At 72.0% G+C, this 25,036-nt stretch carries 23 protein-coding genes and 1 tRNA gene; 12 read left to right on the top strand and 12 right to left on the bottom strand.

What is annotated here, in order from left to right:
• Positions 1-140: 140 nt before the first annotated feature.
• Complete coding sequence (chpH, locus tag IG62_RS0114500; protein ID WP_030801911.1) at positions 141-374, bottom strand: chaplin ChpH; 234 nt, start codon at positions 372-374, stop codon at positions 141-143.
• Positions 375-547: 173 nt separating this feature from the next.
• Positions 548-1,873, bottom strand: a complete 1,326-nt coding sequence (locus IG62_RS0114505; RefSeq protein WP_030801914.1) for a M20/M25/M40 family metallo-hydrolase — start codon at positions 1,871-1,873, stop codon at positions 548-550.
• A 231-nt stretch (positions 1,874-2,104) separates the two neighbouring features.
• Between IG62_RS0114505 and IG62_RS0114510 the strand changes: the two genes are divergently transcribed.
• Positions 2,105-2,189, top strand: a tRNA-Leu gene (locus tag IG62_RS0114510).
• Positions 2,190-2,782: 593 nt separating this feature from the next.
• Here the strand turns inward: IG62_RS0114510 and IG62_RS0114515 are convergent.
• Positions 2,783-3,019, bottom strand: coding sequence for a hypothetical protein (locus IG62_RS0114515; RefSeq protein WP_030801916.1), 237 nt, complete (start codon positions 3,017-3,019; stop codon positions 2,783-2,785).
• A 357-nt stretch (positions 3,020-3,376) separates the two neighbouring features.
• Here IG62_RS0114515 and IG62_RS44640 point away from each other — a divergent pair, with 357 nt between their 5' ends.
• The 7 genes from IG62_RS44640 (at position 3,377) to IG62_RS0114555 (ending at position 9,319) form a co-directional block, all read left to right on the top strand.
• Positions 3,377-5,197: a YwqJ-related putative deaminase gene (locus IG62_RS44640; protein ID WP_107052975.1), complete on the top strand. Its 1,821-nt coding sequence runs from the start codon at positions 3,377-3,379 to the stop codon at positions 5,195-5,197.
• A gap of 27 nt (positions 5,198-5,224) precedes the next feature.
• Positions 5,225-5,671, top strand: coding sequence for an SUKH-3 domain-containing protein (locus IG62_RS0114530; protein WP_030801923.1), 447 nt, complete (start codon positions 5,225-5,227; stop codon positions 5,669-5,671).
• The gene (locus tag IG62_RS0114535; protein ID WP_324604628.1) at positions 5,664-6,077 is read left to right on the top strand and encodes a YwqJ-related putative deaminase; all 414 of its coding nucleotides are present in this window, start codon (positions 5,664-5,666) and stop codon (positions 6,075-6,077) included. Before IG62_RS0114530 ends, IG62_RS0114535 begins: the two co-directional genes overlap by 8 nt.
• Positions 6,074-6,682, top strand: coding sequence for an SUKH-3 domain-containing protein (locus tag IG62_RS0114540; protein ID WP_078872006.1), 609 nt, complete (start codon positions 6,074-6,076; stop codon positions 6,680-6,682). The genes IG62_RS0114535 and IG62_RS0114540 overlap by 4 nt, the downstream gene beginning before the upstream one ends.
• 413 nt (positions 6,683-7,095) lie before the next feature.
• Positions 7,096-8,064 carry a pseudouridine synthase gene (locus tag IG62_RS0114545; RefSeq protein ID WP_030801927.1) on the top strand — a complete coding sequence of 323 codons (969 nt, stop codon included), beginning with the start codon at positions 7,096-7,098 and terminating at the stop codon, positions 8,062-8,064.
• Between the two features lie 86 nt (positions 8,065-8,150).
• A complete protein-coding gene (locus IG62_RS0114550) occupies positions 8,151-8,825 on the top strand; it encodes an HAD family hydrolase (protein WP_030801928.1) in 675 nt (224 codons plus the stop codon).
• A gap of 38 nt (positions 8,826-8,863) precedes the next feature.
• Positions 8,864-9,319 (top strand): NUDIX domain-containing protein, encoded by a 456-nt coding sequence (locus tag IG62_RS0114555; protein ID WP_051798077.1) that lies wholly within the window; start codon positions 8,864-8,866, stop codon positions 9,317-9,319.
• On the opposite strand, the gene IG62_RS0114560 is transcribed toward IG62_RS0114555, so the two are convergent.
• The 3 genes from IG62_RS0114560 to IG62_RS0114570 all read right to left on the bottom strand — a co-directional run bounded on the left by IG62_RS0114560 (position 9,316) and on the right by IG62_RS0114570 (position 14,764).
• The gene (locus IG62_RS0114560) at positions 9,316-11,271 is read right to left on the bottom strand and encodes a HEAT repeat domain-containing protein (RefSeq protein ID WP_030801930.1); all 1,956 of its coding nucleotides are present in this window, start codon (positions 11,269-11,271) and stop codon (positions 9,316-9,318) included. The genes IG62_RS0114555 and IG62_RS0114560 overlap by 4 nt on opposite strands.
• Positions 11,272-11,384: 113 nt before the next feature.
• On the bottom strand, positions 11,385-13,016 hold the full coding sequence (locus tag IG62_RS0114565) for an ABC-F family ATP-binding cassette domain-containing protein (RefSeq protein ID WP_030801931.1): 1,632 nt from the start codon (positions 13,014-13,016) through the stop codon (positions 11,385-11,387).
• A gap of 305 nt (positions 13,017-13,321) precedes the next feature.
• Positions 13,322-14,764, bottom strand: coding sequence for a cytochrome P450 (locus IG62_RS0114570; protein ID WP_051798067.1), 1,443 nt, complete (start codon positions 14,762-14,764; stop codon positions 13,322-13,324).
• Positions 14,765-14,886: 122 nt separating this feature from the next.
• Between IG62_RS0114570 and IG62_RS0114575 the strand changes: the two genes are divergently transcribed.
• The 3 genes from IG62_RS0114575 to IG62_RS0114585 all read left to right on the top strand — a co-directional run bounded on the left by IG62_RS0114575 (position 14,887) and on the right by IG62_RS0114585 (position 17,348).
• Positions 14,887-15,294 (top strand): hypothetical protein, encoded by a 408-nt coding sequence (locus tag IG62_RS0114575; protein ID WP_030801933.1) that lies wholly within the window; start codon positions 14,887-14,889, stop codon positions 15,292-15,294.
• Between the two features lie 138 nt (positions 15,295-15,432).
• Entirely contained in the window at positions 15,433-16,227 is a 795-nt protein-coding gene (locus tag IG62_RS0114580; RefSeq protein WP_051798069.1) for a response regulator transcription factor, read from the top strand.
• Positions 16,224-17,348, top strand: a complete 1,125-nt coding sequence (locus tag IG62_RS0114585; RefSeq protein ID WP_030801935.1) for a sensor histidine kinase — start codon at positions 16,224-16,226, stop codon at positions 17,346-17,348. Before IG62_RS0114580 ends, IG62_RS0114585 begins: the two co-directional genes overlap by 4 nt.
• A 28-nt stretch (positions 17,349-17,376) precedes the next feature.
• Here IG62_RS0114585 and IG62_RS0114590 read toward each other — a convergent pair whose 3' ends face one another.
• From IG62_RS0114590 to IG62_RS0114615, 6 genes are all read right to left on the bottom strand, one after another.
• A complete protein-coding gene (locus IG62_RS0114590; protein ID WP_030801936.1) occupies positions 17,377-18,684 on the bottom strand; it encodes an MFS transporter in 1,308 nt (435 codons plus the stop codon).
• Positions 18,681-19,334, bottom strand: a complete 654-nt coding sequence (locus IG62_RS0114595) for a winged helix-turn-helix domain-containing protein (RefSeq protein WP_030801937.1) — start codon at positions 19,332-19,334, stop codon at positions 18,681-18,683. Before IG62_RS0114595 ends, IG62_RS0114590 begins: the two co-directional genes overlap by 4 nt.
• 68 nt (positions 19,335-19,402) lie before the next feature.
• Positions 19,403-20,062, bottom strand: a complete 660-nt coding sequence (locus tag IG62_RS0114600) for a cytochrome b/b6 domain-containing protein (protein WP_030801939.1) — start codon at positions 20,060-20,062, stop codon at positions 19,403-19,405.
• The gene (locus tag IG62_RS0114605; RefSeq protein WP_030801940.1) at positions 20,046-20,798 is read right to left on the bottom strand and encodes a molybdopterin-dependent oxidoreductase; all 753 of its coding nucleotides are present in this window, start codon (positions 20,796-20,798) and stop codon (positions 20,046-20,048) included. The genes IG62_RS0114600 and IG62_RS0114605 overlap by 17 nt, the downstream gene beginning before the upstream one ends.
• Before the next feature lie 63 nt (positions 20,799-20,861).
• Complete coding sequence (locus IG62_RS0114610) at positions 20,862-21,854, bottom strand: hypothetical protein (RefSeq protein ID WP_051798071.1); 993 nt, start codon at positions 21,852-21,854, stop codon at positions 20,862-20,864.
• A 214-nt stretch (positions 21,855-22,068) separates the two neighbouring features.
• Entirely contained in the window at positions 22,069-23,724 is a 1,656-nt protein-coding gene (locus IG62_RS0114615) for an FAD-binding dehydrogenase (RefSeq protein WP_030801945.1), read from the bottom strand.
• A gap of 218 nt (positions 23,725-23,942) precedes the next feature.
• Here IG62_RS0114615 and IG62_RS0114620 point away from each other — a divergent pair, with 218 nt between their 5' ends.
• Positions 23,943-24,836 carry a DMT family transporter gene (locus IG62_RS0114620; protein ID WP_030801947.1) on the top strand — a complete coding sequence of 298 codons (894 nt, stop codon included), beginning with the start codon at positions 23,943-23,945 and terminating at the stop codon, positions 24,834-24,836.
• The last annotated feature ends 200 nt before the right edge of the window (positions 24,837-25,036 follow it).

A 25,036-nucleotide genomic window follows, 5' to 3' on the forward strand; every position in this document is an offset into this window, starting at 1 on the left:
GCGATCCCCCGGGGAGACCGGAGGATCATCCGCCCGCCCACCGAAATACCCAGAGGCCCCGAATGCGTGCCACGCATCACGGAGCCGAACCGGATCTGACCCTTACGGGTGCAGGTACAACGTCAAACGGCGTCAGAAAGTCACTTGTTGACGCAGTAGTTGCCGAAGGTCGGGTTCAGCAGACCGACCACGGAGATCGTGTTGCCGCAGGCGTTCACTGGAACGTGCACCGGCACCTGGACGACGTTGCCGGACACGACGCCCGGAGAGTTCACGGCAGCGCCCTGGGCACCCGCGTCGGCGGCGGCCAGGCCCGCACCGGCGAGCACCAGACCACCGGTGGCCGCCGCAGCAGCGACGATCTTCTTCAGCATGTGTCCTCCTAGTAGGCAATGCGGTCCCAGCCGCGGACCGCACACCCTGCAACGAGGAAAAGGACGTTGAAGCTACGAACACATCAAAGCGTTCACTCTTTCCGGCGACACCGGCGCGAACGGCAGGAAATGCGCGCCGATTTCGGCTTCGGCGGCCCCTCCGCCCGCGGGTTTCAGCTCTGTTCGATGAACCGGTCGAGCACCCGCACCCCGAACTTCAGTCCGTCCACCGGAACCCGCTCGTCCACGCCGTGGAACATTCCGGCGAAGTCCAGCTCCGGCGGCAGCTTCAGCGGCGCAAAGCCGAATCCCCGGATTCCCAGGTCGTCGAACGACTTGGCGTCCGTACCGGCGGACAGCATGTACGGCACCGCGCGCGCGATCGGGTCCTCGGCCTGCAGCGCCGACTGCATCGCCGCGACCAGCGCCCCGTCGAACGTGGTCTCCAGCGCCTTGTCCGCGTGCACGTCCTCGCGCTTGACCCGCGGGCCGAGGATCCGGTCCAGGTCGGCCAGGAACTCCTCCTCGTAGCCCGGCAGGAAGCGCCCGTCGACGTGCGCGGTGGCCTGCCCGGGGATCACGTTGACCTTGTACCCGGCGCCCAGCTGCGTGGGGTTGGCGGTGTTCCGGAGCGAGGCGCCGATCAGCTTGGCGATGCCGCCGAGCTTCGCCAGCGTGCCGTCCATGTCCTCCGGGTCGAGCTCGGTGCCCAGCGCGTCGCCGAGCTCGTCCAGGAAGACCCGCAGCGTCTTGGTCACCCGCACCGGGAACTCGTACCGCCCCAACCGTCCGACCGCCTCGGAGAGTTCGGTGATCGCGTTGTCCTTGTGGATCATCGAGCCGTGGCCGGCCGAGCCGTCCACGGTCAGCTTCATCCAGTGCATGCCCTTCTGGGCCGTCTCGATCAGGTACAGCCGCAGCTGCTCGTTGACCGTGAAGGAGAAGCCGCCGACCTCACTGATCGCCTCGGTCACCCCCTCGAAGAGCTCCGGGTGGTGGTCGACGAGGTACCGCGCGCCGTAGGTGCCGCCCGCCTCCTCGTCCGCGAGGAACGCCAGCACGATGTCCCGCGGCGGCTTGCGGCCGGTGCGCAGCCGGTCCCGGACGACGGCCAGCGTCATCGCGTCCATGTCCTTCATGTCGACCGCGCCGCGCCCCCAGACGCACCCGTCCGCGATCTCCCCGGAGAACGGGTGGTGGGTCCAGTCGGCGGCGTTGGCCGGCACGACGTCGGTGTGGCCGTGGATGAGCAGCGCGGGCCGGGAGCGGTCCTCGCCCTCGATGCGGGCGACGGTCGACGCGCGCCCCTTGTGCGACTCGAAGATCCGCGGCTCCAGGCCGACCTCGGCGAGCTTCTCCGCGACGTACTCGGCGGCGGCCCGCTCACCGGGGCCCGAGTGGTCGCCGTAGTTGCTGGTGTCGATCCTGATCAGATCCCGGCACAGGTCGACGACCTCGTCCTCGCCGGTCACCGTACGGGCCGGCTGTGACTCGATCACGCTGCCTCCTCTTGGTTCACGGCCGCGTCGCGCGCCCCGAGGCGCCCGGTCCGCGGCGGGGGTCCACCGCCATCCTCCACCCCGGCCGCGCTCCGCCCAAGGCCGCAATACTCCCGACATCCGCTGGTCACAGGCCCGCACCCGGCGGACTGCACGGGTGATCGACCACCCCCGAACGTTTGCTATTGTTTTCCACGTCGGAACGGCCCAGGCCGCACCGGCAGACACCTGGTCCGGGTGGCGGAATGGCAGACGCGCTAGCTTGAGGTGCTAGTGCCCTTTATCGGGCGTGGGGGTTCAAGTCCCCCCTCGGACACTCTGCATAGGTACATGCTGAAGAGGGTTGTGACTCTGTCGTCACAACCCTCTTCAGCATGAGTGCGCCAAGGCACAGCAAGCCCGAAGCCCTGGCACAGGGGCCCTGGACTCGACAGCGCGGCAGCGAGGAGCCGATCAGTCATCGCACCGAGTTCGGTGATCATGCACGTGATCCGCGCTGCGTGAGGGCTCGGGCCGGCTGTCGCCGCGGCGAGGAGATCTTGCTCAGCAGAGACTCGCAGAGACTCTCTCGGCTTGGCCCTGATTGATCCACCTGGCGAAGAGTTGGGGGCGGCTCCGGCGTCGAGCGCGGCCCGGCGCTGGGTGATGCACCGGTTGCATTCAGTGATCCCGCGTCGAGCGGCCGCAGCAGCTGTCACCTCAGGGACTGTGTGACCTGCCTTACCCCCGCTCGGCGTCTCGGACGGAGTCCTTCAGCAGGGAGGCGGGAAGACGTCCGACGGGAGACGTGAGGACGGGTGGTACCCCGGGGTACGGTGCGGAGCAGATAGGCATGGGCGGTGCGGGCCTCGGGGAAAAGGATCGAATCCGTCTGGACCGTCGTGCCCACCGCCCTCCCCAGCGTGACGATCACCGTGACTCGCACCCCGGCCCGCGCGCTCGCGCCCCGCGTCGATGCGCTGCCATGGCCACCAGCTCCGGCACCGACTCCGCCAGCTCGCCCAGCAACGTCGCCGACCGACCCGCCTGCTGCTCGGCCGCCATCACCAGTGCAGCCACCACCACATCCCCCAACGGATCATCCACCTCTACGGCGAACGGGTCCTGGCGGTTCTCGATGGAGAACCAGCCGTAGAAGACAAGCACATCCCGCCGGCTCGGGCTTCTTGCTGCGCGGCACTGTTCGCCAACCCAACCGCGTTGGCGCCGGGGCTGATTTGACGGAACAGCTCGTCCCAGCGGAAGTCGGGACGAATGTGTGGAGGTGGCCGTAGATGGCTCCGGGCGCACCCCGTACGTGAGGCCTGGAGGCGCCTTGAGGCTGCTCCCTGACCTTCCCCTCAACAGCATGGAAAGTCCTTCGTAGAGGCCGTGAAGACGGTCTCCGATGCCGGAGGGATCAAGCCAACGTTGGTGACTCCTCCGCGCCATGAGGAACTGTTCGTGGGTTGAGAACGTCTGACAGGCCGGTACGAGCAAGATCAGCAGGGGGAGCTTCTTCGCGTGGGTGTAGTACTGCCGGGGTGGGCGGACGAGATACTCGACATCATCGGTGTGTCGTGGCCGAACGTGAATGAGGACGATTACCGCGAGATGGCCGACGCCATGCGGGAGTTCGCCGACGACATCGACGAGGGCTCAGGAGAAGCGCACCAGGCGATCCAGAGTTTGGTTTCCTCGGCCGGCGGCTCGCTGGCCGTCGAGGCGCTGAACGCTCACTGGGGCAAGGTCAACGGCACCCACCTACGGAACCTCGCCGAGTGTGGCCGGCTGGCGGCCACGGCCATGGACGGCGTCGCTGTTCTCATCGAGGGAGCCAAGCTGGGCGCAATCGTTCAGTTGGGCATCCTGGCGGCCGAGGTGATCGCCGCGCAGGCGGCGGCGCCGTTCACCCTGGGGCTGTCCGAGGTGGGTGCTCTGGCCGCTACGCAGGCGACCCGAATGATCGTGAAGCGGCTGTTCAAGGAGGTATGCCAGCAGGTCGCCGAACAGGTCATCAGTATCGCGCTGACGCCCGTGGAGGAGGCACTCGGCGCGATGGTCGGCGATCTGGTCGTCCAGCTGGGCGCGAACGCTCTCGGTGTCCAGGACGGCGTTGATCTCAAACACACGGCACAGGCCGGGAAAGACGGCTTCCACCAGGGTGTACGAGACGCCAAGGACTCCGCCAAGTCTGCTGCGGACAACCCCATGGAGCTGCTCAGCGCGAGTGGCGGTAGCGGTGGCCGGACCGGTGGCGGTAGCGGTAGTGGTAGCGGATTCAGCTTCGATCCGGACGAGCATGACCGAGCCGTGACTGGCCTGCAGAGCGCGGGCGGGACGTTCCGCAACAAGGCCGGCGGCAAGATCGGCAGGGCCAAGAGCCACCATGGCCGCACGCGGGGCAAGGATGCCATCGCCAACGCTGCCAATGTCATGCTCGACAAGGTAATCGAGGGCATCGAGGAGGGCGTCAAAAAAACTGCCAAGCACCTTGATGACAACATGACCCGCGGCGTCAAACAGATGGCCAAAAACCATCACGACAACGATCAGAAGCTCGCGTCGCACTTCTCTGGTCTCGGTAAAAGCGGGAAGGACCCCAAGTCGCCGCATTCCGGAGGGAGCGGAGAAGGCGGAGGGAACTCCGGCAAAGGGAAGCCGCCCCTGGGGGCCGGCTCAGGCAGGAACCCTTGGTGGCATGGCCACAGTGCCGATGAGATGCGTCATCACCGGCGGGATCCTGTGGATGTTTCCAGTATGGATCGCAAGACTCAACTGGACTCCTTGGAGCAGGAGTCCGGAAAGCTTGCGGATGATGCCCGGGCGGCCGACCCGAACAGCTCTACGCCAGGGAAGGACTACCGTAAGGATGGTTGTGCCGGAAGTTTTCTGCACGACGGAACCATTACCGCACACACAAGTTCGGTGAGGCGCAAGGTTTCCCAGACGCAACAGGAAATTGATTCAGGCGCTGCACCACCGACTCCACAGGAGCACCCCAAGGCACATCCGGCACTACAACAGCTCCTGGACGACATCAAAGCAAGGCAAGAGGCCGATGGGAAGAGGCCCGGAGTCGGCCACGGAAACTGTGCTGAAGTAGCGCTGGTCTCGGACCGCCTGCACCAGATGGATCCGACAGGGACTACGATCAGGACCCCGGATGATGCCAGACGAGCCCTTGAGGGCGGCGTCATGCACACTCGTCAGATAGGTGACCTGAAGGAGAGAGATCCGGAAACGGGGAAGAAGGTCACGACACTCAAACATGGAGACTTCAAACCGCCATGCAGGTCTTGCGAGCATATGCTGCCAGCGCTTGGCATATCCGTCCATGGTTGATCGATAGGGGTTACCGTGCCTGCATCAATGTCGCGGGATGAGATCCTGCAATGGCTCACCAGGAATGGCTGGAGCCCGGACAGAGGCATCGAGGAGAAGGCTCGCGAATTTATTTCCGAGGTGGTTGCCGAGTCCGAAAAAGAGGGCTTCTCGGCTATCCCCTTCGACGCAGCCGTGAGATTCATTACTACCTATGGGCTGCTCAAGTTGACACACCCGAGCGACCCCGAGAGTAAGTTGATCACCAACCCGACCGGCGGCTATGAGGGTGACTTCAGGGAAATCGCCGAGCTGTCAGAAGAGTTGAGCAAGCGCCTGTTCCGGATCGGGTACGACCTTCCCGACGGAGGGATCTTTGTCGTGGCCGAGGATGGAGAGTTCTATTGCATCCATCATACCGGGGCATATCGTCTCGGCTCTGATGAATTCAACTTCTTCAGCAACTGGGTGAGGGGTGACTTGCAGAGTGTCTGAGCGTTGGGAAGGGACACTGATTCCTGGGACGGCATCTTCTCTCCTCGTGCAGGGGAAGATCGTCAGTCACACGAATCTGAGTGGTGACGGAACTCCCAATCTGCATCCGGCCGTGCGCAGTTACTTCGAGGAGCTGCCGGAGAGGCTGCGCGAACCGTTTCTCGGGTACTGCGCCGAATCGGCCCTCGTGTCCGATCAGCTCTGGGCCCTCGATGCCGAACGGCCGGGACATCCGCCGGTCACGCTGCAAGAGGCGGTGCCGCATTTCCGGGGAGCCGCGATGATGTCGAAAATGATCCGTGAACACGGAGATCCTGATCACGGTCAGCCCACCGACCCCTGCCCTGCCTGCCGGGCACTTCTGGACCGGCTCGGGATCACCTTCATCGGACGTGACGACGCATGACCGCGCCGGAACCCGGGCGCGAAGGTAGCAGCGCGCATGACGTGTTGACCCGAGCTGGTTGGCGACCGGGGCGTGATGCCGGTGCGTCGTACCAGCTCGCCGTCATGGAGACGGTCAGCACCATCAGCGGACGGGGTGAGGGCACCTGGGAAGTGTTTCCGGCCGCCGAGGAAGCATTGCGGGAGTTCTACGGGCTCGAAGTGCTGCTCGACGGGCCCGGTGTCGACGTGGCCGTGCACGGGCTGGCCATCGACCCGCGTGAGGGACGCTACTTGCTCTCGACCATGCGGGCGTTCGCGGAGCGGGTAGGGAGCAGGCTCTTCCCGTTCGGCGTGCACGGAGCCGAGTCGGTGTTGGCCGTTGATGAGCGCGGAAGGCTGTTTCTCGTTAATCACGGGGGATGGTGGTTCCTCGGTGAGTCCGTGCTCGCTGGACTGGGCGTGCTGATCGAAGGGCGTCGACCTCTGCGGGTACGGGCGGACGGGACGTGGGAAGAGTCGGAGCGGCCGCACGTACCGCCGCCAGGTCCGCCTGCGCTCCCGGTCCACTCCGATACGGAGAGGGGAACCCCCGCCGGGGTGGAGATGGAGAGGGCATTCGGTTAGCAGGGGTGGAGGCCCGACGCCCCGGCGATGTGTGAAGAGCCTGCGCGCACTGGCCCTGTCCGGCGCTGGAGAGGAGTGCGGGGAAGCTGCCGGAACGTGCAGGGGACGGAAAACAACCGGGGCGGACGTCAAGAGCCTCTCGGCGCTCCCCCATGGTCAGCGTAAGCAAAATACGGAGGGCGCCCCTGTGGGACGATCGAGGGGTTGCTGGCTTTCGCTCCCGCCTCGAACCCACGCCTATGGCAGCCGCGGCTCTCCCCGCATCACCGGCATGTGTGTAAGGTGCAACTCTCCCGCGGACTCTGTCATGACTCTCCACGCCCGCTCGGCATCGCCCGAGCCGGCGTCGGTGTTTTCCGACATCCGTTTTCCGACTTCTTCGCTTCGCCCTTTCTCGCCCGCCCGGAGATCCCGTGAGACGCCGCTCCCCCGTGCCGCCCGCCCCGTTGCCGCAGCGTGACGGGATCGATCCGGTGCGGGTGCGGCTGCCGGCCGATCCGGGCGGGGTGTGGGGCACGGTCGGGGAGCACCTCGTGGCGCGGTTCGGCGGGGCGATCGGGGCCGGGCGGGTGGCGGAGATGCTGCGCACGGGCCGGTTCGTGGGCCTGGAGGGGGCGCTGAGCGGGGAGGAGCCGTACGTCGCGGGGCGGTACGTGTGGTTCCACCGGGACTTCGCGCCGGAGGTGCGGGTGCCGTTCGAGGTGCGGATCGTGCACCGGGACGAACGGATCGTGATCGCCGACAAACCGCATTTCCTGGCCACCACGCCGCGCGGGCAGCACATCACCGAGACCGCGCTGGCCCGGCTGCGGCGCGAGCTCGGGCTGCCGGCGCTGCAGCCCGCGCACCGGCTCGACCGGCTGACGGCGGGGCTGGTGCTGTTCGTCGTACGGCCCGAGGACCGGGGGGCGTACCAGGGGCTGTTCGGTGGGCGCCGGGTGCACAAGGAGTACGAGGCGGTGGCCCCGTACGACGCGGACGTGGCGCTGCCGGTGGCGGTGCGCAGCCGGATCGTCAAGGAGCGCGGGGTGCACACGGCGCGGGAGGTGCCCGGGGCGGTGAACGCGGAGAGCCGGATCGAGCTGGTCGAGCGGCGGGGCGGGCTCGGGCGCTACCGGCTGCTGCCGGCGACCGGGCGGACGCATCAGCTGCGGGTGCACATGCACGGGCTGGGGCTGCCGATCCTCCATGATCCGCTGTATCCGGGCGGGGGTGACGCGGAGGGGGCCCAGGAAGCCGGTGGGGCGGGCGCCGAGGGCTTCGGGGCGCCGTTGCAGCTGCTGGCGAAGGTGCTGGCGTTCCGGGACCCGGTGGACGGGCGGGAGCGGCGGTTCGAGAGCGGGCTGCGGCTGGCGGCGTGGCCGGGGGCAGCGGCCGGCTGACGTCCGCCGGCGAATTTGCGGTGCGGGCGGGGGCCCGGCGTCCGTAGGGTGCGGGGGTTGGTGAACTGGGACGAAGGGCTGGCCGGATGCTGATCTTTGACGCGGACGACACGTTGTGGGAGAACAACGTGATCTTCGAGCGGGTCATCGACGAGTTCCTGGAGTGGATGGTGCGGCCGGGGCTCGACCGGGTGGCGGTGCGGACGGTGCTCGACGGGATCGAGGCCGCGAACGCACCGACGCTGGGGTACGGCAGCAAGGTCTTCCTGCACAGCCTGGGTGAGTGTGTGGCGCGGCTGCGCGGGCGGGCCGCGACGGCCGAGGAGACGGCGCGGATCGCCGGGTGGGCGGCCGCCTTCGCCGGGGACCGGGTGGAGCTGATGCCCGGGGTGGCCGAGACGCTGGCGGAGCTGGCGCGGCGGCACGAGTTGCTGTTGCTGACCAAGGGCGACACCGAGGAGCAGGAACGGAAGGTGGCGGCCTCGGGGCTGACCGGGCACTTCCGCGGGGTGCACATCGTGGCGGAGAAGGACGTCGCCACGTACGAGCGGCTCAAGCGCGCGTACGACCTGGTGCCGGACGAGACCTGGATGATCGGCAACTCCCCCAAATCGGACATCCTGCCGGCGCGTTCGGCCGGGCTGAACGCGGTGTTCATCCCGCACCGGCACACCTGGGTGCTGGAGCACGACGAGCTCGACCCGGACGACAAGAAGGTGCTGCGGCTGTCGGCGTTCCAGGAGCTGCTGCGGCACTTCTGAGGGCGGCGGACACCGATACGGAAGTGCGGAGGGGCGACGTGGGAGAAGGTGACGGTGCGGTGCGGCGGCCGGGGGTGTCGTGCGTGTTCGTGTGCCACGACGGTGCGGGGCGGGTGCTGCTGGCGCGGCGGAGCGCCGGGGCCCGGGACGAGCCGGGGACTTGGGACTGCGGTGCGGGGGCGCTGGAGTTCGGCGAGAGCTTCGAGACCGCGGTGGCGCGGGAGGTGTACGAGGAGTACGGCACCCGGCCGCTTCGCATCGAGCAGCTCGGGGTGCGCAATGTGCTGCGCGGCGATCCGGTGGACTCGCACTGGGTCGCGGTGGTCTTCGCGGTGCGGGTGGCGCCGGAGGCGGTGACGATCGGCGAGCCGCACAAGTTCGACGCGCTCAGGTGGTGCCCGCCGGACGCCCTCCCCGCGCCGCTGCATTCGCAGTGCGGGGAGAGCCTGGCGTTGTTCGTGCGGTCCGCCTCGTCCGCGGAGGCGGGTGGCTAGGGACCGTCCGCGGGGGCGGGCTGCAGCTCGTCTCCTCCGGTGAGCGCCGCCACCGTGCGCTCGGCGGCTTCCAGGAGCTGTTCGTCGGCGCGCAGATCGGCGTCCGCTGAACCGGCGTACAGCGGGAGCCGGGTGCGTCGGTCGATCAGCGCGCGCAGGTGCGGGAGCGCGGGGCGGGCGTGCGGCCCCATGGCGGCCAGGGTGGTCATCGCGACCGGACCGAAGAGGTCGTCGTCGAGGTAGCCCGGAAGTACGGCGAGGAGTTCGGCGGCCACCGGTGGGCCTTCGTTCCGCCACAACACCAGGGAGCCGCGTACCTGCATGGCGCCGGGGCGGCCGAGGACGGCGGCGCGCAGCTGCGCGGACTGCTCGCGGTCGAGGCCGCCGTGGTCGAGCAGCCACCGGAAGAGGGCGGAGTGATCGGCGGTGCGGCGACGGCCCTCCAGGGGGTGGGTGCGCAGATAGGTCGCCAGGGGCGCCCGGTCGCCGGTGATCCGGGCCAGGGCCAGTGCGCCGTGGCCGGGGCGCCGGCGGGAGTCGCGGGTGAGCGTGGTGAGCAGCGGCACCGCGGCGGCCGCGGGCGGGCCGATCCGGCCGAGCGTGCCGACGAGTGAGAGCTCCGGCCAGGTCGCCAGGGTGGCGCCGCGGGCCTCGGCCGCCTCGCACGCCGTGCGCAGCGCCATGAGGAGGTCGGGGACGCACAAAGCGGCGGCCGCCGGATCGAGGGCGTCGAGGATGCCGAGGGCGAGGGACAGCGCGTCGCGGTCTTCGGATCGCAGCAACCGGCCTGCGTACGCGGCAAGTTGACCGGTGTCCACGGCTTCGGCGCGGAGCAGGCCGCGGAGGGCGGCGAGCATGCCGGGTGGGCGGGCGCCGGCGGTCAGCAGGGCGTGGACGTGCGGGGCGGCGCGCGGATCGTCGATCGTCGCGAGGGCGTAGGTGAGGTGCCAGGCGAGGGCGGCGGAGGGGTCGACACCCGGGCCGGTGGGGTCCGCGGCCGGGACCGTGGTGGGGTCCGGCAGCAGGGCGGCCAGGGCGTCGGCGGACCGGCGGGTGGCGGTGCGGGAGGCGCACAGGGCGTGCACGACGAGGGTGCCAAGGCCGGGCTGGGAGGTCGGCAGCAACCGGGCGAGGTGCGGGGCGAGGGTGCCGGGGGCGGCCCGCCACTCCTGGAACGCCCGGTGGGCCAGCTGCACACCGACCCGTCGCCCGTAGGCACCCGCACCGCCGGCCAGCAGTCGGGTGACGGTGGCGTAGCAGTCCTGTTCACGTTCCTGGCGGTGGAGGGCGCGGCCCCAGCGGGCGCCGACGGAGTAGCCGCGGTCGGCGTCGTGGGCGGTGAGCCCGGTGACCTCCGTCAGGATCTGGGCGTCCAGTTCCGGCCAGCGTTCGCGCGGTGCGGTCGCCAGCTCCTCCAGGCAGCCGAGCAACCGGATCTCGGGGAGCGGGTCGGTGCGGAGCGGGCCGGGCGGGCAGGAGGCGCCCGGCGTGCCGAGCAGCGCGTCGGCCAGGGCGATCCGGGTGACGGGGTCGGTGAGTTCGCCGAGGGCGGTACGGGCCCGGTCGGCGGCACCGGTGCGGACGAGGAGCGTGGCGGCGGCCCTGCGGACCTCCGGGTCCGGGTCGTGGAGCCCGGCCGCGGCCGCCGGGGCCGGCGCCGGCCAGGGCGTACGGCCGTACGTCAGCTCGCCGAGCAGGGTGAGCGCGGTACGGCGTACGGCGGGGCTCATATGACGGGTGAGCGAGAGCAGTTCGCGGGTGGCCGGGCCGTCGGGGTCGGTGCCGACCGCTTCGAAGACGGCGGTTCTGGCCGGGGTGCCCGGGGTGAGGACGGATCCGTCGAGGACCGCTGAGGTGAGGTCCGACGGACGGTCGGGGCCGGCGGCCGTCGACGCGGTGACATCGGCCGACGGGGTGGAGGCCGGGTCCTGGCCCGGCGTCCGCGTGGTCATCGGGTGGGGCGGTGGCCGCCCTTCCTGTAGGTCATGAGGAGGATCATGGACCACGGGAGGGGCGGCGGCAACGCAATTACGGGAGGGGCCTTCCGGAGCCTTCCGCCGCGGCCCTACAGCGGTGCGGCATCGGTGAGTTCGCCGTCCTCCAGGGCGAGCCAGCGGGTGATGCCCAGTTCCCGGAGGAACGTCAGGTCGTGGCTGACGACCACGAGCGCGCCCTCGTAGGACTCCAGGGCGGTGACCAGCCGGCGGACCGAGGCCATGTCGAGGTTGTTGGTCGGCTCGTCTAGCAGCAGCAGCTGCGGGGCGGGCTCGGCCAGCATCAGCGCGGCGAGCGAGGCGCGGAAGCGTTCGCCGCCGGAGAGCGTGCCGGCCTGCTGGTCGGCCCGGGCGCCCTTGAAGAGGAAGCGCGCGAGCCGGGCCCGGATGCGGTTGTTGGTGGCGTCCGGGGCGAAGCGGGCGACGTTCTCGACGATGGTCAGGTCGTTGTCGAGGACCTCCAGTCGCTGGGGCAGGAAGCGGTGCGGGACGTGGACCTCCGCGGTGCCGGACTCCGGTGGGATCTCGCCGGCGAGGGTGCGCAGGAGGGTGGTCTTGCCGGAGCCGTTGCGGCCGGTGAGGGCGATGCGTTCGGGGCCGTGCACCTCCAGGTGGGCGCGGGCGCCGTAGCGGGCGTGCAGGTCGCGCAGGGTGAGCACGCCGCGGCCCGGCGGGACGGCGGTGTGCGGCAGGTCGATGCGGATCTCGTCGTCGTCCCGGACCGCTTCGACGGCCTCGTCGAGGCGTTCCCTGGCTTCCTTGAGGCGTTCGGTGTGCAGGATGCGGTGTTTGCCGGCGGAGACCTGGGCGTCCTGCTTGCGTCCATTCATGACGATCTTGGGTTCGCGCTTGTTGGCGCTCATCTTGTTGCCGTAGCGGACCCGGCGGGCCAACTTGACGTGGGCGTCGGACAGTTCGCGTTTCTGGCGCTGGACGTCGGCCTCGGCGACCCGCACCATCCGTTCGGCCGCCTCCTGTTCGGCGGCCAGGGCGCGTTCGTAGTCGGCGAAGTTGCCGCCGTACCAGTGGATCTCGCCGCCGCGGAGGTCGGCGATCCGGTCGACCCGGCCGAGGAGTTCCCGGTCGTGGCTGACCACGACGAGCACGCCGGACCAGCCGTCCACCGCGGTGTACAGGCGCTCGCGGGCCGCCCGGTCGAGGTTGTTGGTGGGCTCGTCGAGCAGCAGGACGTCCGGCCGGCCGAGCAGCAGGGCGGCCAGCCGGAGCAGGACGGATTCCCCACCGGAGATCTCGCCGATGGTGCGGTCGAGGTCGATACCGGTCAGCCCGAGCTGGTCGAGGGTGGCGCGGGCCCGCTCCTCGACGTCCCAGTCGTCGCCGATGACGGTGAAGTGCTCCTCGCTCGGGTCGCCGTTCTCGATGGCGTGCAGGGCGGCGCGGGTCGCGGCGATGCCGAGTGCCTGGTCGACGCGGAGCGCGGTGTCGAGCGGGGCGTGCTGCGGGAGGTAGCCGATCTCACCGGCGGTCCGGACGCTGCCCGCGGTCGGGGTCAGCTCGCCCGCGAGGAGCTTCAACAGGGTTGATTTTCCTGAGCCGTTGAGGCCGATCAGGCCGGTGCGGCCGGGGCCGACGGTGAGCTGGAAGTCCTCGAAGACACGGCTGCCGTCGGGCCAGCTGAAGCCGAGGCCGGAGCAGGCGAGGGACGCGGCGGAGGCGGCGCGGGATGCGGGGGTCTGGGACATACGGGTCTCCTGGGTGCGCGGAAGGTGTGCGGGGAGCTGCGCGGGAGACACCGCGGGGGGACGCCGGAAGGGCCGGGTGCGCCGGGGTACGCCGGTCGGCACGCCGAGGTCACGGACGGCGCCACGCGGTACGTCAGGGCGTACGCGTGCGCGCGGTGTCTCAGGACCTCAGACGAGCAACGGCCTTCTCCAATCGGCGGCAATGGGGCCGGGAAAGACGGTACGGGGGACGCCGCGAAAAAGCAAACGCATTTTTCGTTGCGTTTACAGCGGTGGATGCGCGCCGGCGTCCCCGGAACCCCGCCCTACTCCCCCGCCCCCTCGCGCGGGCGCAGCCGGACCCGGGCGGGACCGGTCGGCTGCAGGGTGATGCCGGCGGCGACCGGCACCTCCTCGTCCACGGCGTCGAGTTCGTACGCGCGCAGCAGCATCGCCAGCGCGAGCACCGACTCCAGCATGGAGAAGTGCTGCCCGATACAGGCGCGCGGACCGCCGCCGAACGGGAACCAGGCGTACCGGTGCCTTCCCTCGTCCCGTTCGGGTGCGAACCGGCCGGGGTCGAAGCGTTCCGGGTCCGGCCACAGCGCCGGGTCGCGATGGGTCACCCACGGCGCGACCACCACGTCCGCACCGGCCGGGACGCGGAAGCCGCAGATCTCGGTGGCCGCCACGGCCCGCCGGCTGACGACCGGTGCCGCCGGGTACAGCCGCATCGATTCCTTGAGCGCCTGGGTCAGGTACGGCAGCCGCTCCAGGTCGGCGGCGGTGGGCACCCGGTCCGCCAGCACACGGTCGATCTCCGCCCGGACCCGGGCCTGTTCCTCGGGGTGGCGGGCGAGGAGGTGCAGGGTGAAGGCCAGGGAGATCGCGGTGGTCTCGTGACCGGCCAGCAGGAAGATCAGCACCTGCTCGCGGATCTCGGTGGCGTCCAGCGAACCGTCCTCGGCGTTGCCGGCCGCGGCCAGCAGCGAGAGCAGGTCCTCGCCCCCGGCTGCGTCCGGGCCGTCCGCCGTCCCGGTCGCCGCGCGGCGGCCGGCGATGATCCGGTCGCACAGCGCGTCGAGTTCGTCCATGGCGGCCCGCGCCCGCAGGTTGCCCGGGGTCGGCCACTGCCGCGGGATCTTCACCGGCACGTAGGCGCGCTGCACGACGTACGCGTTGATGACCGGGGCGCAGCGGTGGATCGCGGCCACCGCCTCCTCGGCGTCCAGGCCGAAGAGGATCCGGGCGACGGTGCGCAGCGCGAGCCGGTTCATCTCGGGGACCAGGTCGACGGTGGCGCCCTCGGCGGTCCGCCAGCGGTCGACGACGGTGGCGGCCTCGCCCGTCACGGCCGAGGCGTAGCCGTCCACCCGGCGCTTGGTGAACAGCGGCTGCACCAGCCGCCGTTGCCGGAGGTAGTCGGCGTCCTGGCTGGTGAGCAGGCCGTTGCCGAACGCCTGCCGGACCTCCTCGTACAGCGGGTGGTCCTTGCGGAAGTTGGCGGCCTGGGAGGCGAGGATCTGCTGGACGCCCTCAGGCGCGAAGACGGCGTGGAACACGCTGCGCAGGCCGGGCGGGCCGGCCTCCAGGCGGACCACGTCGCCGTGTTCGCGCCGGGCCCGTGCGAACGTGCTGAGGGAGTCGCGCCGCAGGTCGAGCATCGAGCCGAGGAGGGGGAGGCCGGCCGGGCCGGGGATGGCGTCGACGGGGGCCGGGGCGGGCCGGGAACCGGAGGGGGAGTCGGGCTGGGAGTCGGTTATGGGCATGGTCGGATGTCTATCCCGGCAAGGGGTGTTCCTACCCCCGGCCGGGGCCGCCCGGCCGGAATGTGGCGGGAAGGCGCAGGGGGCCGGGGCGGCGCCGTGCGGGGCCGCGTAGCATGGGCCGGATGATCAACAAGCGTGCCGGGCGCCCGGCCCCCGCGGCCGCGGCGTCCTGCCGGGTCACCGTCTGCCGCGGCTGCTGCTGCGGCGATGCGGCCAAGATCCCGGGCGTGGACCACGCCGGTCAGATACCCCGGCTGCGGGCGGCCCTGGACGGGGCGGCGCCGGTGCGCGCCTCGGACTGCCTGGACGTCTGCGACCAGGCGAACGTCGTGGTGGTGCAGCCCTCGCCGGCCGGCCGGGCGGCGGGTGGCCGGCCGGTGTGGCTGGGGCTGGTCAACGACGACGACGCGCTGGCGGACATCGCCGCCTGGATCCGGGCCGGCGGCCCCGGTCTGGCCGAACCCCCGGGCATCCTGGACCTGTACACGATCACGGTGTCGCGGCGGGTACGCGAGGGACTGGCGGACTGAGCGCACGCGCTCCGGCCCGGCGTCCGGCTCCTGCCGCCGGTTACCGGATTCTTACGGCCGCGGGCCGGGCCGCGCGCCGCGCCGCCCGGTGGTGTTGGCTGGGGCCATGAGGTCTCTCCCGGGAAGGGCCCGCTGACCGTGCACTGCGAACCGCCGCCCGCCGCTCCCCCGCCCGCCCCCGCGTCCGGGCCGCCCCGGCGCGTCCTGGTCGTCGAGGACGATCCGACCGTCGCCGAGGTCGTCACCGGCTATCTCTCCCGCGCCGGATACGCCACCGAGCACGCCGCCGACGGGTTCGCCGCACTGGACCGGGCCGCGGCCTTCCGGCCGCATCTGGTCGTCCTGGACCTGATGCTGCCCGGCCTCGACGGCCTGGAGGTGTGCCGCCGGCTGCGCCGCGCGGACGACGGGCCCGCGGTCCCGGTGGTGATGCTGACGGCGCGCGGCGAGGAGGCGGACCGCATCCTCGGGCTGGAGCTGGGCGCGGACGACTACGTGACCAAGCCGTTCAGCCCGCGCGAGCTGGTACTGCGGATCGGCTCGGTGCTGCGCCGCGCGGAGTCCCCGCCGCCGGCCGCGGCGCCCGCGCCCGTCCTGCGGGCCGGGGACCTGACCGCCGACCCCGAGGGCCGCCGGGCCGACCGCGCAGGACGCGAACTCGCCCTCACTGCCCGCGAGTTCGACCTGCTGGTCTTCCTGATGCGCCACCCGGGCCGGGTCTTCTCCCGGGAGGAGCTGCTGCACCGGGTGTGGGGCTGGGAGTTCGGCGATCTGTCGACGGTGACCGTCCATGTACGGCGGCTGCGCGAGAAGGTCGAGTCGGATCCGGCGGCGCCCCGGCTGGTGACGACGGTGTGGGGCGCGGGATACCGCTTCGATCCCGCGCCGGGCTCCCCCGGGCCGGAAGAGGTGGACGAGGGGTGTCTGCCATGACGGACTTCCTGGTCATCGTGGCGCTGGCGGCGCTCGGCGCGGCGCTGGTGGGGCTGCTCGCCGCACCCGCGGTACGGGCGCTGCGGCGCCGTTCGGTGGCGCTGTCGTTGTTCGCGGTGGCGGCGCTGGCGGTGGCCGCGATGGCTGCGGGCACGGTGGCGGTCGCCCAGGCGATGTTCCTGTCGGGGCACGACCTGGGCGTGGTGATGGCCGTGGTGGCGGTGTCCGGAGTGGTGTCGCTGGCGGCCGCGCTGCTCTTCGGCCGGCGGATCGCGGCGGGCAGCCGGGAGCTGGCACGGTCGGCGCGTACGGTCGGCAGCGAGGGCGGATTCGTCGCGCCGGACGAGCCGCCGACGGCCGAACTCGCCGCACTGTCCCGGGCGTTGGAGGAGACCAGCGCCCGGCTGGCCAAGGCCCGGGAGCGCGAGCGGGCGCTGGACGGCTCCCGCCGCGAGCTGATCGCGGGCATCTCGCACGATCTGCGGACCCCGCTCGCCGGGCTGCGGGCGATGGCCGAGGCGCTGGAGGACGGGGTCGCCGAGGACCCCGCGCGCTACCACTCCCGGATCCGGATCGAGGTGGAACGGCTGTCCGCCATGGTCGACGACCTCTTCGAACTGTCCCGCATCCAGGCCGGGGCGCTGGCCCTGACCCTGTCGCGGGTGTCGGTGTACGACCTGGTGGACGACGCGCTGACCGGGGCCCGGCCGCTGGCGCGGGCGGGCGGGGTGCGGCTGGTGGACGGTGGGGTGGCGCCGCTGCCGGTGCGGGTGGACGCCCAGCAGATCACCCGGGTCCTGGGCAATCTGCTGGTCAACGCGATCCGGGCGACCCCGGCCGAGGGGACCGTCGCGGTCAGCGCCCGGCAGGAGGCGGACCGGGTGGTCCTGGCCGTCGAGGACGGCTGCGGCGGCATCCCGCCGGAGGACCTGGCCCGGGTCTTCGACACCGGCTGGCGCGGTGGCAGCGCCCGCACCCCGCGCGCGGACGGCCAGGCCGGGGCGGGGCTCGGCCTGGCGATCGTCCGCGGCATCGTGGAGGCCCACGGCGGCCGGGCGACGGTACGGAACGCCGGCGCGGGCTGCCGCTTCGAGGTGGCCCTGCCGGGGGCGGGCGCGTAGGAGTCCGGCCGGGCACCGCCCCACCGGCTCAGTTGCGGGCCGCCGCCCCGTCCCGTTTCTCCGGTCCGGGACCGGTGGCGTGGTGCGCGTCGTCCGTCCGGCGCTCCGGGAAGTCCCGGACGGTACGGACCGGCGAGAGGAGCAGGGTCAGGGCCGCGAGCGGCACACCGGCGGTCGTGATCCACAGGGCGGTGCGGACCCCGAGGGCGGAGCCGAGCGCACCGCCGAGCAGGGCACCCAGCGGCAGCGTCCCGTAGTTCAGGAAGGCGCTGCTGGCCACCAGCCGGCCGAGCAGGGAGGGCGGGCAGTACCGCTGCTGGAAGCCCACCTTGAGGATGTTGCCGCCCACCACGCCCGCGCTGACCCCGAAGCTGCCCGCGACGTAGAGCAGCGTGCCGGCCCCCTGGGTGGTCAGCGGGATGAGCAACGCGGCGCTGGGCAGGCCGAGTTCGTACAGCAGCATGGCGCGGGCGGTGCCCAGCCGGGCGGCGGTGCGGCGCACCAGGAACGCGCCCGCTATCCCGCCCGTACTGGCCAGCGCGAGCAGTCCGCCGACGGCTCCGGACGGCAGGCCGACCTCGCGTACCAGGAAGACGGCGACCAGGGACTGATAGGCCATCAGCGCCAGGTTGGAGAGGGCGCCGAAGAGCGTCAGCGTACGGAACCACACATCGCCGGCGACCAGCCGCACGCCCTCGGCGATCTCGGCGGGCAGGGAGCGCGCCGCGCGGCCGTCGTTCCGTTTGGCCGGGCGGGGTTCGCGGTGCCGGATGCCGAGCAGGCACAGCAGTGAGACGAGGAACGTGCCGGCGTTGGCCAGCAGGCCGTTGACCGCGCCCGCCAGTTGGGCGAGGAGGCCGGCGGTGCCCTGTCCGACGATCTGCGCGGCGGAGGCGCTGCCGTGCAGCTTGGCGTTGCCCTCGGCCTGGTCGGCGGGGTCGAGGAGGGTGGGGAGGTAGGCGCTGTACGCGGTCTGGAAGACCACCGCGGCGCCGCCGGTCAGCAGGGCCACCGCGAGCAGCGCTCCCAGGCCGAGCCTGCCGTACCGGGCGAGGACGGGGACGGCGGCGAAGAGCGCCAGGGACAGCGCGGCGGAGGCGAGCATCAGGGGGCGGCGGCGCACCCGGTCCACCCATACGCCGACCGGGAGGCCGATCAGCAGCCAGGGCAGCCAGCCGGCGGCGGCGAGCAGTCCGACCGCGAAGGTGGAGGCGTGCAGGGTGGACACCGCGACGAGCGGCATGGCCACGTTGGTGACCGCGGCCCCGAACTTCCCGGCCGTCTCGCCGCACCACAGCAGCCGGAAGTCGCGGTGCCGGCGGAGCAGTCCGCTCACCGGTCGCCGCCCCCGTCCGCGTCCCCGCTCTCCTTCCGGGGGAAGGACTGCAGTTGGACGAGGACCGGCCGGACCGGGTCGCCGTCCACCGCGGACGGGTTCCGGTTGGCGTCCAGCGCCGCCGCCCGGTGCCTTGCGACGACCTCGGCCAACTCGGCGTTGAGCGCCCGCAGTTGCTCGGCGGTCATCCGTAGGTCCTGCCAGCGGGAGAGGGTGCCGGCGTTGTGCCACTCGGGCTCCCAGTCCTCGGTGAGGTAGGTCGTGACCTGGTGGAAGTCCCGCTGGACGAACTCGTGGAGGTAGACCGACAAGGCGCCGCGGGTGGCCGGATCGTCGCGGAAGTCGGTGGTGTCGAGGCGGTGTGAGACCCGGGCCGCCCGCCACCAGCGTTCGCGCTTGGTGCCCCGGCCGGTGTCCTCCTCGATGAAACCGTGGTCGGCGAGGTGGCGCAGGTGCCAGCTGACGGTGCCGGTGTTCTCACCGAGCTGTCGGGCCACCCCCGTCGCGGTGTCCGGGCCGTCGAGGGTCAGCAGGTCCAGGATCCGCATCCGCAGCGGATGCGCCAGGCCGCGCAGGCTGCGGGCGTCCATCCGGCGCTCGGGAAGGGCGCCGGCCGGCTGCGCAGGCGGCGTTGAGGGGTCGTCAGGCATGAGACGAGCATAGCTTTGCAGAGGGTCCTCTGCACAGGGTTCTCTGCAGAGAAATCTCTGCAGAGAAATTACTCCTCCTCCCCTCTGCCTCCCTTGCCGTCCTCCGGCGTCCACAACGGGTGTTCACGCCGGGCCCATGCCGCGTCGACCGACCCGGTGCGCAGCCCCGCCCTCGACTCGGGGTCCCGGTACGCCATCCAGATGTGGCCGCCGATCACGATGAGGAGGCTGAGGGCGAGCCAGTCGTGGACGAACGTGGCGCCGGTACGCCAGACCAGCGGCGCCAGGTGCGTGAACCACATCAGCAGGCCGGTGCCGGTCATCACCAGAACCGCGCCGGCGAGCCAGGCCGCGTACAGCTTCTGGCCGGCGTTGAACTTCCCGGCCGGACGGCCTCCCCGGCGGCGGAGCACGGACCGCAGCCAGCGCCGGTCGTGCGGGCCGAAGCGGTTGAGGCGGGTGAGGTCGGCGCGCAGCGCACGGGAGGCCAGACCGAGCAGCAGCGGGACCGGCAGCAGGATGCCGGACCACTCGTGGAGGGTGACCATCAGGGCGCGGCGGCCGACGAGTTGGGCGAGGAAGGGGAGGTAGAGGCAGGCCGCGGTGGCCACGCAGACGGCCATGAGGGCGGCGGTGGCCCGGTGCACCCGGTGTTCGGCGCGGGCGAAGCGCTTGACGCGGGGACGGCCTTGGGCCGGACCGGCGGCGGTCTCAGGTCGTGGGGACATCGTCCCGTCCGTTCGACCGGCCGACCCAGGCATCGACGTCATATCCGAGCTGCTCCCAGTATCCGGGCTGGACGTGGTCGGTGACGGTGATCCCGGAGAGCCACTTCGCCGACTTGTAGAAGTACATGGGCGCGACGTAGAGCCGCACCGGGCCGCCGTGGTCGTGGCCGAGCGGCCGGTCCTGCATCCGCAGGGCGATCAGCACGTCGTGGCGGCGGGCCTGTTCGAGGGTGAGGGATTCGCTGTAGGCGCCGTCGAAGCAGGTGAAGCGGACGGCCTTGGCCTCGGGGCGGACACCGGCGGCATCAAGGAGGGTGGCCAGGCGCACACCCTCGAACGCGGTGTGGGGCACCCGCCAGCCGGTCACGCACTGGACGTCGCGGACCAGCCGGGTCTGCGGCAGGGCGCGCAGATCGGCGAGGCGGTAGCTGGCGCGGTGGCGCACCAGGCCGTCGACGGTGAGGCGGTAGCTGTGCTCGTCCTTGTCCGGGACGGAACCGGTCACCGAGTAGTAGCGGAAGCCGCCGCCGGCGGGCAGCAGACCGGACAGGCCGGTGGGGTCGTTCTGCGCGGCGGCGCCGAGGGTCTCGTCGTAGGCGCGCTGGAGGTAGGGGGCCGCGGCGACGCCGGCCGCGCCGGCCGCGAGCATCCCGAGCACCACGCGGCGGCCGACGGGCGTGCCGCGCCGGTCGTCGTCGTGGCCGGCCGGGCGGGCCGGATTCTCGTCCTTGGTCACCCCTCGATTCGAACACCGCGCGGGCGCCGGGGCCAGTGTCCGGGCCCCGGCGTCAGACTTTCGTCATGGGCCGGTGCGTCCGAACCCCCGGGCCCGGCGCAGGGCGGTGGCCCGGGCGGTCCGGAAGGCGCGGTCGGGGTCGCGGCCCGCGTACGACCAGGGGGCGCGGGTCCGGTGGCGGCCGATGCGCGCGAAGAGGGTGGCGGCCTCGGCCATCCGGCCCTCGTGGAAGGTGGCGTGGGCCAGGAAGTTGAGGTCGACCTCGCCGCGGGGGTGGTCCTCGCCCTCCCATTCCAGCCACCAGTCGAAGGCGGCCTGCCGGAGCCGGTGCGCGTGCCGGGTCTTCCAGTGACCGGAGTCCGCCGGGTCGGGCGGCTCCAGGCCGGCCGCGGCCCGTACGCGGTAGCGCTCGGCGTGGGCGACGACGGGGAGCAGGGCGAGCGGGGAGTCCGCGGGGGCGCGGGCGGCGGCGCGGGCGGCGAAGGCATGGGCCGGGTGCCGCGGGTCGTCGGCGGCGTGCGGCTGCTGTTCGGCGAGGCAGGCGGCCATCAGGTGGTGGGCGTGGTGGTGGTCGGGGTGCCGGGCCCGTATCTGGCTGAAGGCGTGGGCGCGGGCGTCCTCGGTGCCGGTGCGGCGGGCCAGGATCAGCGCGCCGAGCCAAGGCGTGGGGTCGTCGGGCAGCAGCCGGGCGGCGGCCGCACAGGCCGCGGCGGCGGCACCACTGCTGGTCTCGCCGCGCAGCGCCCGCCGGACGGTGGCGACGGCGAGGAGGGTGGCCGCGTCCCCGCTGTCCGGTTCGGCGAGCTGCCAGTCACCGGCCCAGGCGGCACTGCCCGGGCAGCCGGCCAGCACCGTTAATCGGTGGCCCCGGCGGTCCCAGTCGGTACCGGTCTCGGCGAGCAGGGTGCGCACCCGGGCCCACTGGCCGAGCGCCAGGGCGTCGGCGGCGACGGCCAGTTCGGCGTCGTCCAGCGCGGGGCCGGTGGCCGGGCCGGCCGCCCGGCCGGTGGGTCCGGGGGCCGGGGGTGCGAGGGGCGGCGAGGGGGAAATCGACATCACGGGTCAGCGGGCTCCATGGCGCGCCGCGCCGGTCGTGCGCCGCACCTGTCGTCCTTGGTGGGCGGGGCCGGGTCTGCGCGCGCCTGTGCAGAGGGTGACGGTCTGGTCCGCACCAGTCATCACGCACAGCAAAGCGGTCCGCAGAGCCCCCCGTCAAGGCGGAAAGAGGAATGGCTGGATCCGCCAACATCCTCCGCGGGCCCCCACGCCGTCAGGCCACCGCCCGTGCGGCCGCCCGTCCCGCCGTACGGCCGGAGAACAGGCAGCCGCCCAGGAAGGTGCCCTCCAGCGAGCGGTAGCCGTGCACCCCGCCGCCGCCGAAGCCGGCCGCCTCGCCCGCCGCGTAGACGCCCGGCAGGGGCGCCCCGCCGTCGGCCAGCACCCGCGAGGAGAGGTCGGTCTCCAGCCCGCCGAGCGTCTTGCGGGTGAGGATGCTCAGCCGGACGGCGATCAGCGGGCCGGCCCCGGGGTCGAGCAGCCGGTGCGGGGCCGCGGTGCGGATCAACCGGTCACCGAGGTACTTGCGGGCCCCGCGCACCGCCGTCACCTGGAGGTCCTTGGTGAAGGAGTTGACGATCTCCCGGTCCCGGGCCACGATCTCGCCGCGCAGCGCGGCCTCGTCGATCAGCGGCTCCTTGGTGAGCGCGTTCATCCGCCGTACGAGATCGGGCAGCGAGCGCTCGACGATGAAGTCCGTGCCGCGGTCCATGAACGCCTGCACCGGACCGGGCGCGCCGGCCCTGGCCCGGCCCAGCACGTCACGAATGCTCTTGCCGGTCAGATCGGGGTTCTGCTCGGAGCCGGAGAGGGTGAACTCCTTCTCGATGATCTTCCGGGTGAGCACGAACCAGGTGTGGTCGTGGCCGGTGCGCATGATGTGTTCGAGGGTGCCGAGGGTGTCGAAGCCCGGGAACAGCGGCACCGGCAGCCGCCGGCCGCGGGCGTCCAGCCACAGCGGGGAGGGGCCGGAGAGGATCCGGATGCCGTGCAGCGGCCAGATCGGGTTCCAGTTCTCGATGCCCTCGGTGTAGTGCCACATCCGGTCGCGGTTGATGATCCGCCCGCCGGCCGCCTCGGTGATACCCAGCATCCTGCCGTCGACGTGCGCGGGCACACCGGACAGCATCCGCTCCGGCGGGGTCCCCAGGCGCTCGGGCCAGTTGGCGCGCACCAGCTCGTGGTTGCCGCCGATCCCGCCGGAGGTGACGATCACGGCCTGCGCCCGCAGCTCGAAGGCGCCGGTCACCTCGCGGCTGCTGGGCTTCCCGCGCGGGACGTCGGAGGGCGCCAGGACCTCGCCGCTGACCGTGTCCACGCTGCCGGCGCTCCGGGTGAGACTGGTGACCCGGTGCCGGAAGCGGAGGTCCACCAGGCCGCGCGCGGCCCCGGCCCGCACCCGGCGCTCGAACGGCGCGACCAGACCGGGGCCGGTGCCCCAGGTGATGTGGAAGCGCGGGACGGAGTTGCCGTGCCCGGTCGCGGCGTAGCCGCCCCGTTCGGCCCAGCCCACGACGGGGAAGAACCGTACGCCCTGCCGGTGCAGCCAGGACCGCTTCTCACCGGCCGCGAAATCGACGTACGCCTCGGCCCAGGTGCGCGGCCAGTGGTCCTCCGGACGGTCGAATCCGGCCGCGCCGAGCCAGTCCTGCCACGCCAGGGCGTGGCTGTCGCGGATCCGCAGCCGGCGCTGTTCGGGTGAGTCCACGAGGAAGAGGCCACCGAAGGACCAATGGGCCTGCCCGCCGAGGGACTGCTCGGGCTCCTGGTCGAGCAGGATCACCTTGCGGCCCGCGTCCACCAGTTCCGCCGTGGCCGCCAGCCCCGCCAAACCCGCTCCGATCACGATCACATCAGCGTCGTACGCCATCAGCAGCCTCTCCTCGCCGGGGCCCGCCGGGCGTCCCGGCCGCCCCGGGCCACCCGGGTGGAACGATCCTCAGTGCACCCGACTGCCGCGTCAACCATCCGTTACCGCGCAGTAGACGAGGGCGCGCGGGAGAATGGGGGTGACCAGGGCCACCCCTCACCCGCCGCCGGATGGCTATCCTCAGGCGCATCCCCCGCCCCGCGCGATAGAGGTGCGACGTGACGGTGATACTGCTCGCCCTTGGAGCGGCCTGCTGTCTGGGACTCGGCTTCGTACTCCAGCAAGCCGCCGCACAGCACGCCCCGATGAAGGACTACCTCTCCCTCCGCCTGCTGCTCGACCTCGTGCGGATGCCCCTGTGGGTGGCCGGTATCGGCCTGATGGTCGTGGGCATGGCACTGGGGGCGGTGGCGCTGGGAATGGGCGACATCACTCTGGTGGAGCCCCTGCTCGCGACCAATCTGCTCTTCGCGATGGCACTGTCCCGACGGCTGACCAAACAGCGGCTGGGCCGCACCGGCTGGGCCGGGCTGTGGCTGCTGGCCGGCGGCGTCACCGCGTTCATCGTGGCCGGCCGGCCACGGGGCGGACAGCGCAGCACCGACCACCTGTGGCAGTGGCTGATCATGGGCGTGGTGCTGGGCGTCGCCCTGACGCTGGCGGCGGTGGCCAAACGGGAGCGGGTGCACGTGAGCCTGGAGGCCGCGCTGCTGGGCGTGGCGGCCGGCTTGATATACGGCCTGCAGGACGCGCTGACCCGGATCAGCGGCGAGCACTTCAGCCAGGGCGGCTGGTCGGCCCTGCTCATCAGCTGGCAGCCGTACGCCATCGTGGTGCTCGGGGTGCTGGCGCTGGTGATGGTGCAGAGCGCCTTCGAGTCGGCGCCGCTGCGGCTGTCCCTGCCCGCACTGACCGCCGCCCAGCCGCTGGCCGGGATCCTGTGCGGAGTCGGATTCCTCGGCGACCAGCTGCGGGTCACCGCCGGCGCACTGGCCTGGGAGGTGGCCGGCATCGCGGCCGTGGTCGCGGGCATCGTCCTGATCGGCACCCACCCGGCGATGCCACCGGGCGCGGGGCGTCCGGAGGACGTGCGCGAAATGCAGCCGCATTGAGCTTCTCCCCACGTAGCTGGCTTTCCCGCCGTCGGGGTTGCTCGCCGTTGCGCTTTGCGGCGCCGCGCACGTAGCTGTCTGCGGCGCCGCGGGGCTTCTCGCCGTTGCGCCTGCGGCGGGCTGGGTTTGTTGTGGGTGCGGTGACGGGCCTCCGGGGCCTTGTTCGTGGACTGCTGTCGCTTTACGTCCACGAACAAGGC

It is taken from the genome of Streptomyces sp. NRRL S-337 (genome assembly GCF_000720175.1).
GTDB lineage: Bacteria > Actinomycetota > Actinomycetes > Streptomycetales > Streptomycetaceae > Streptomyces > Streptomyces siderophoricus.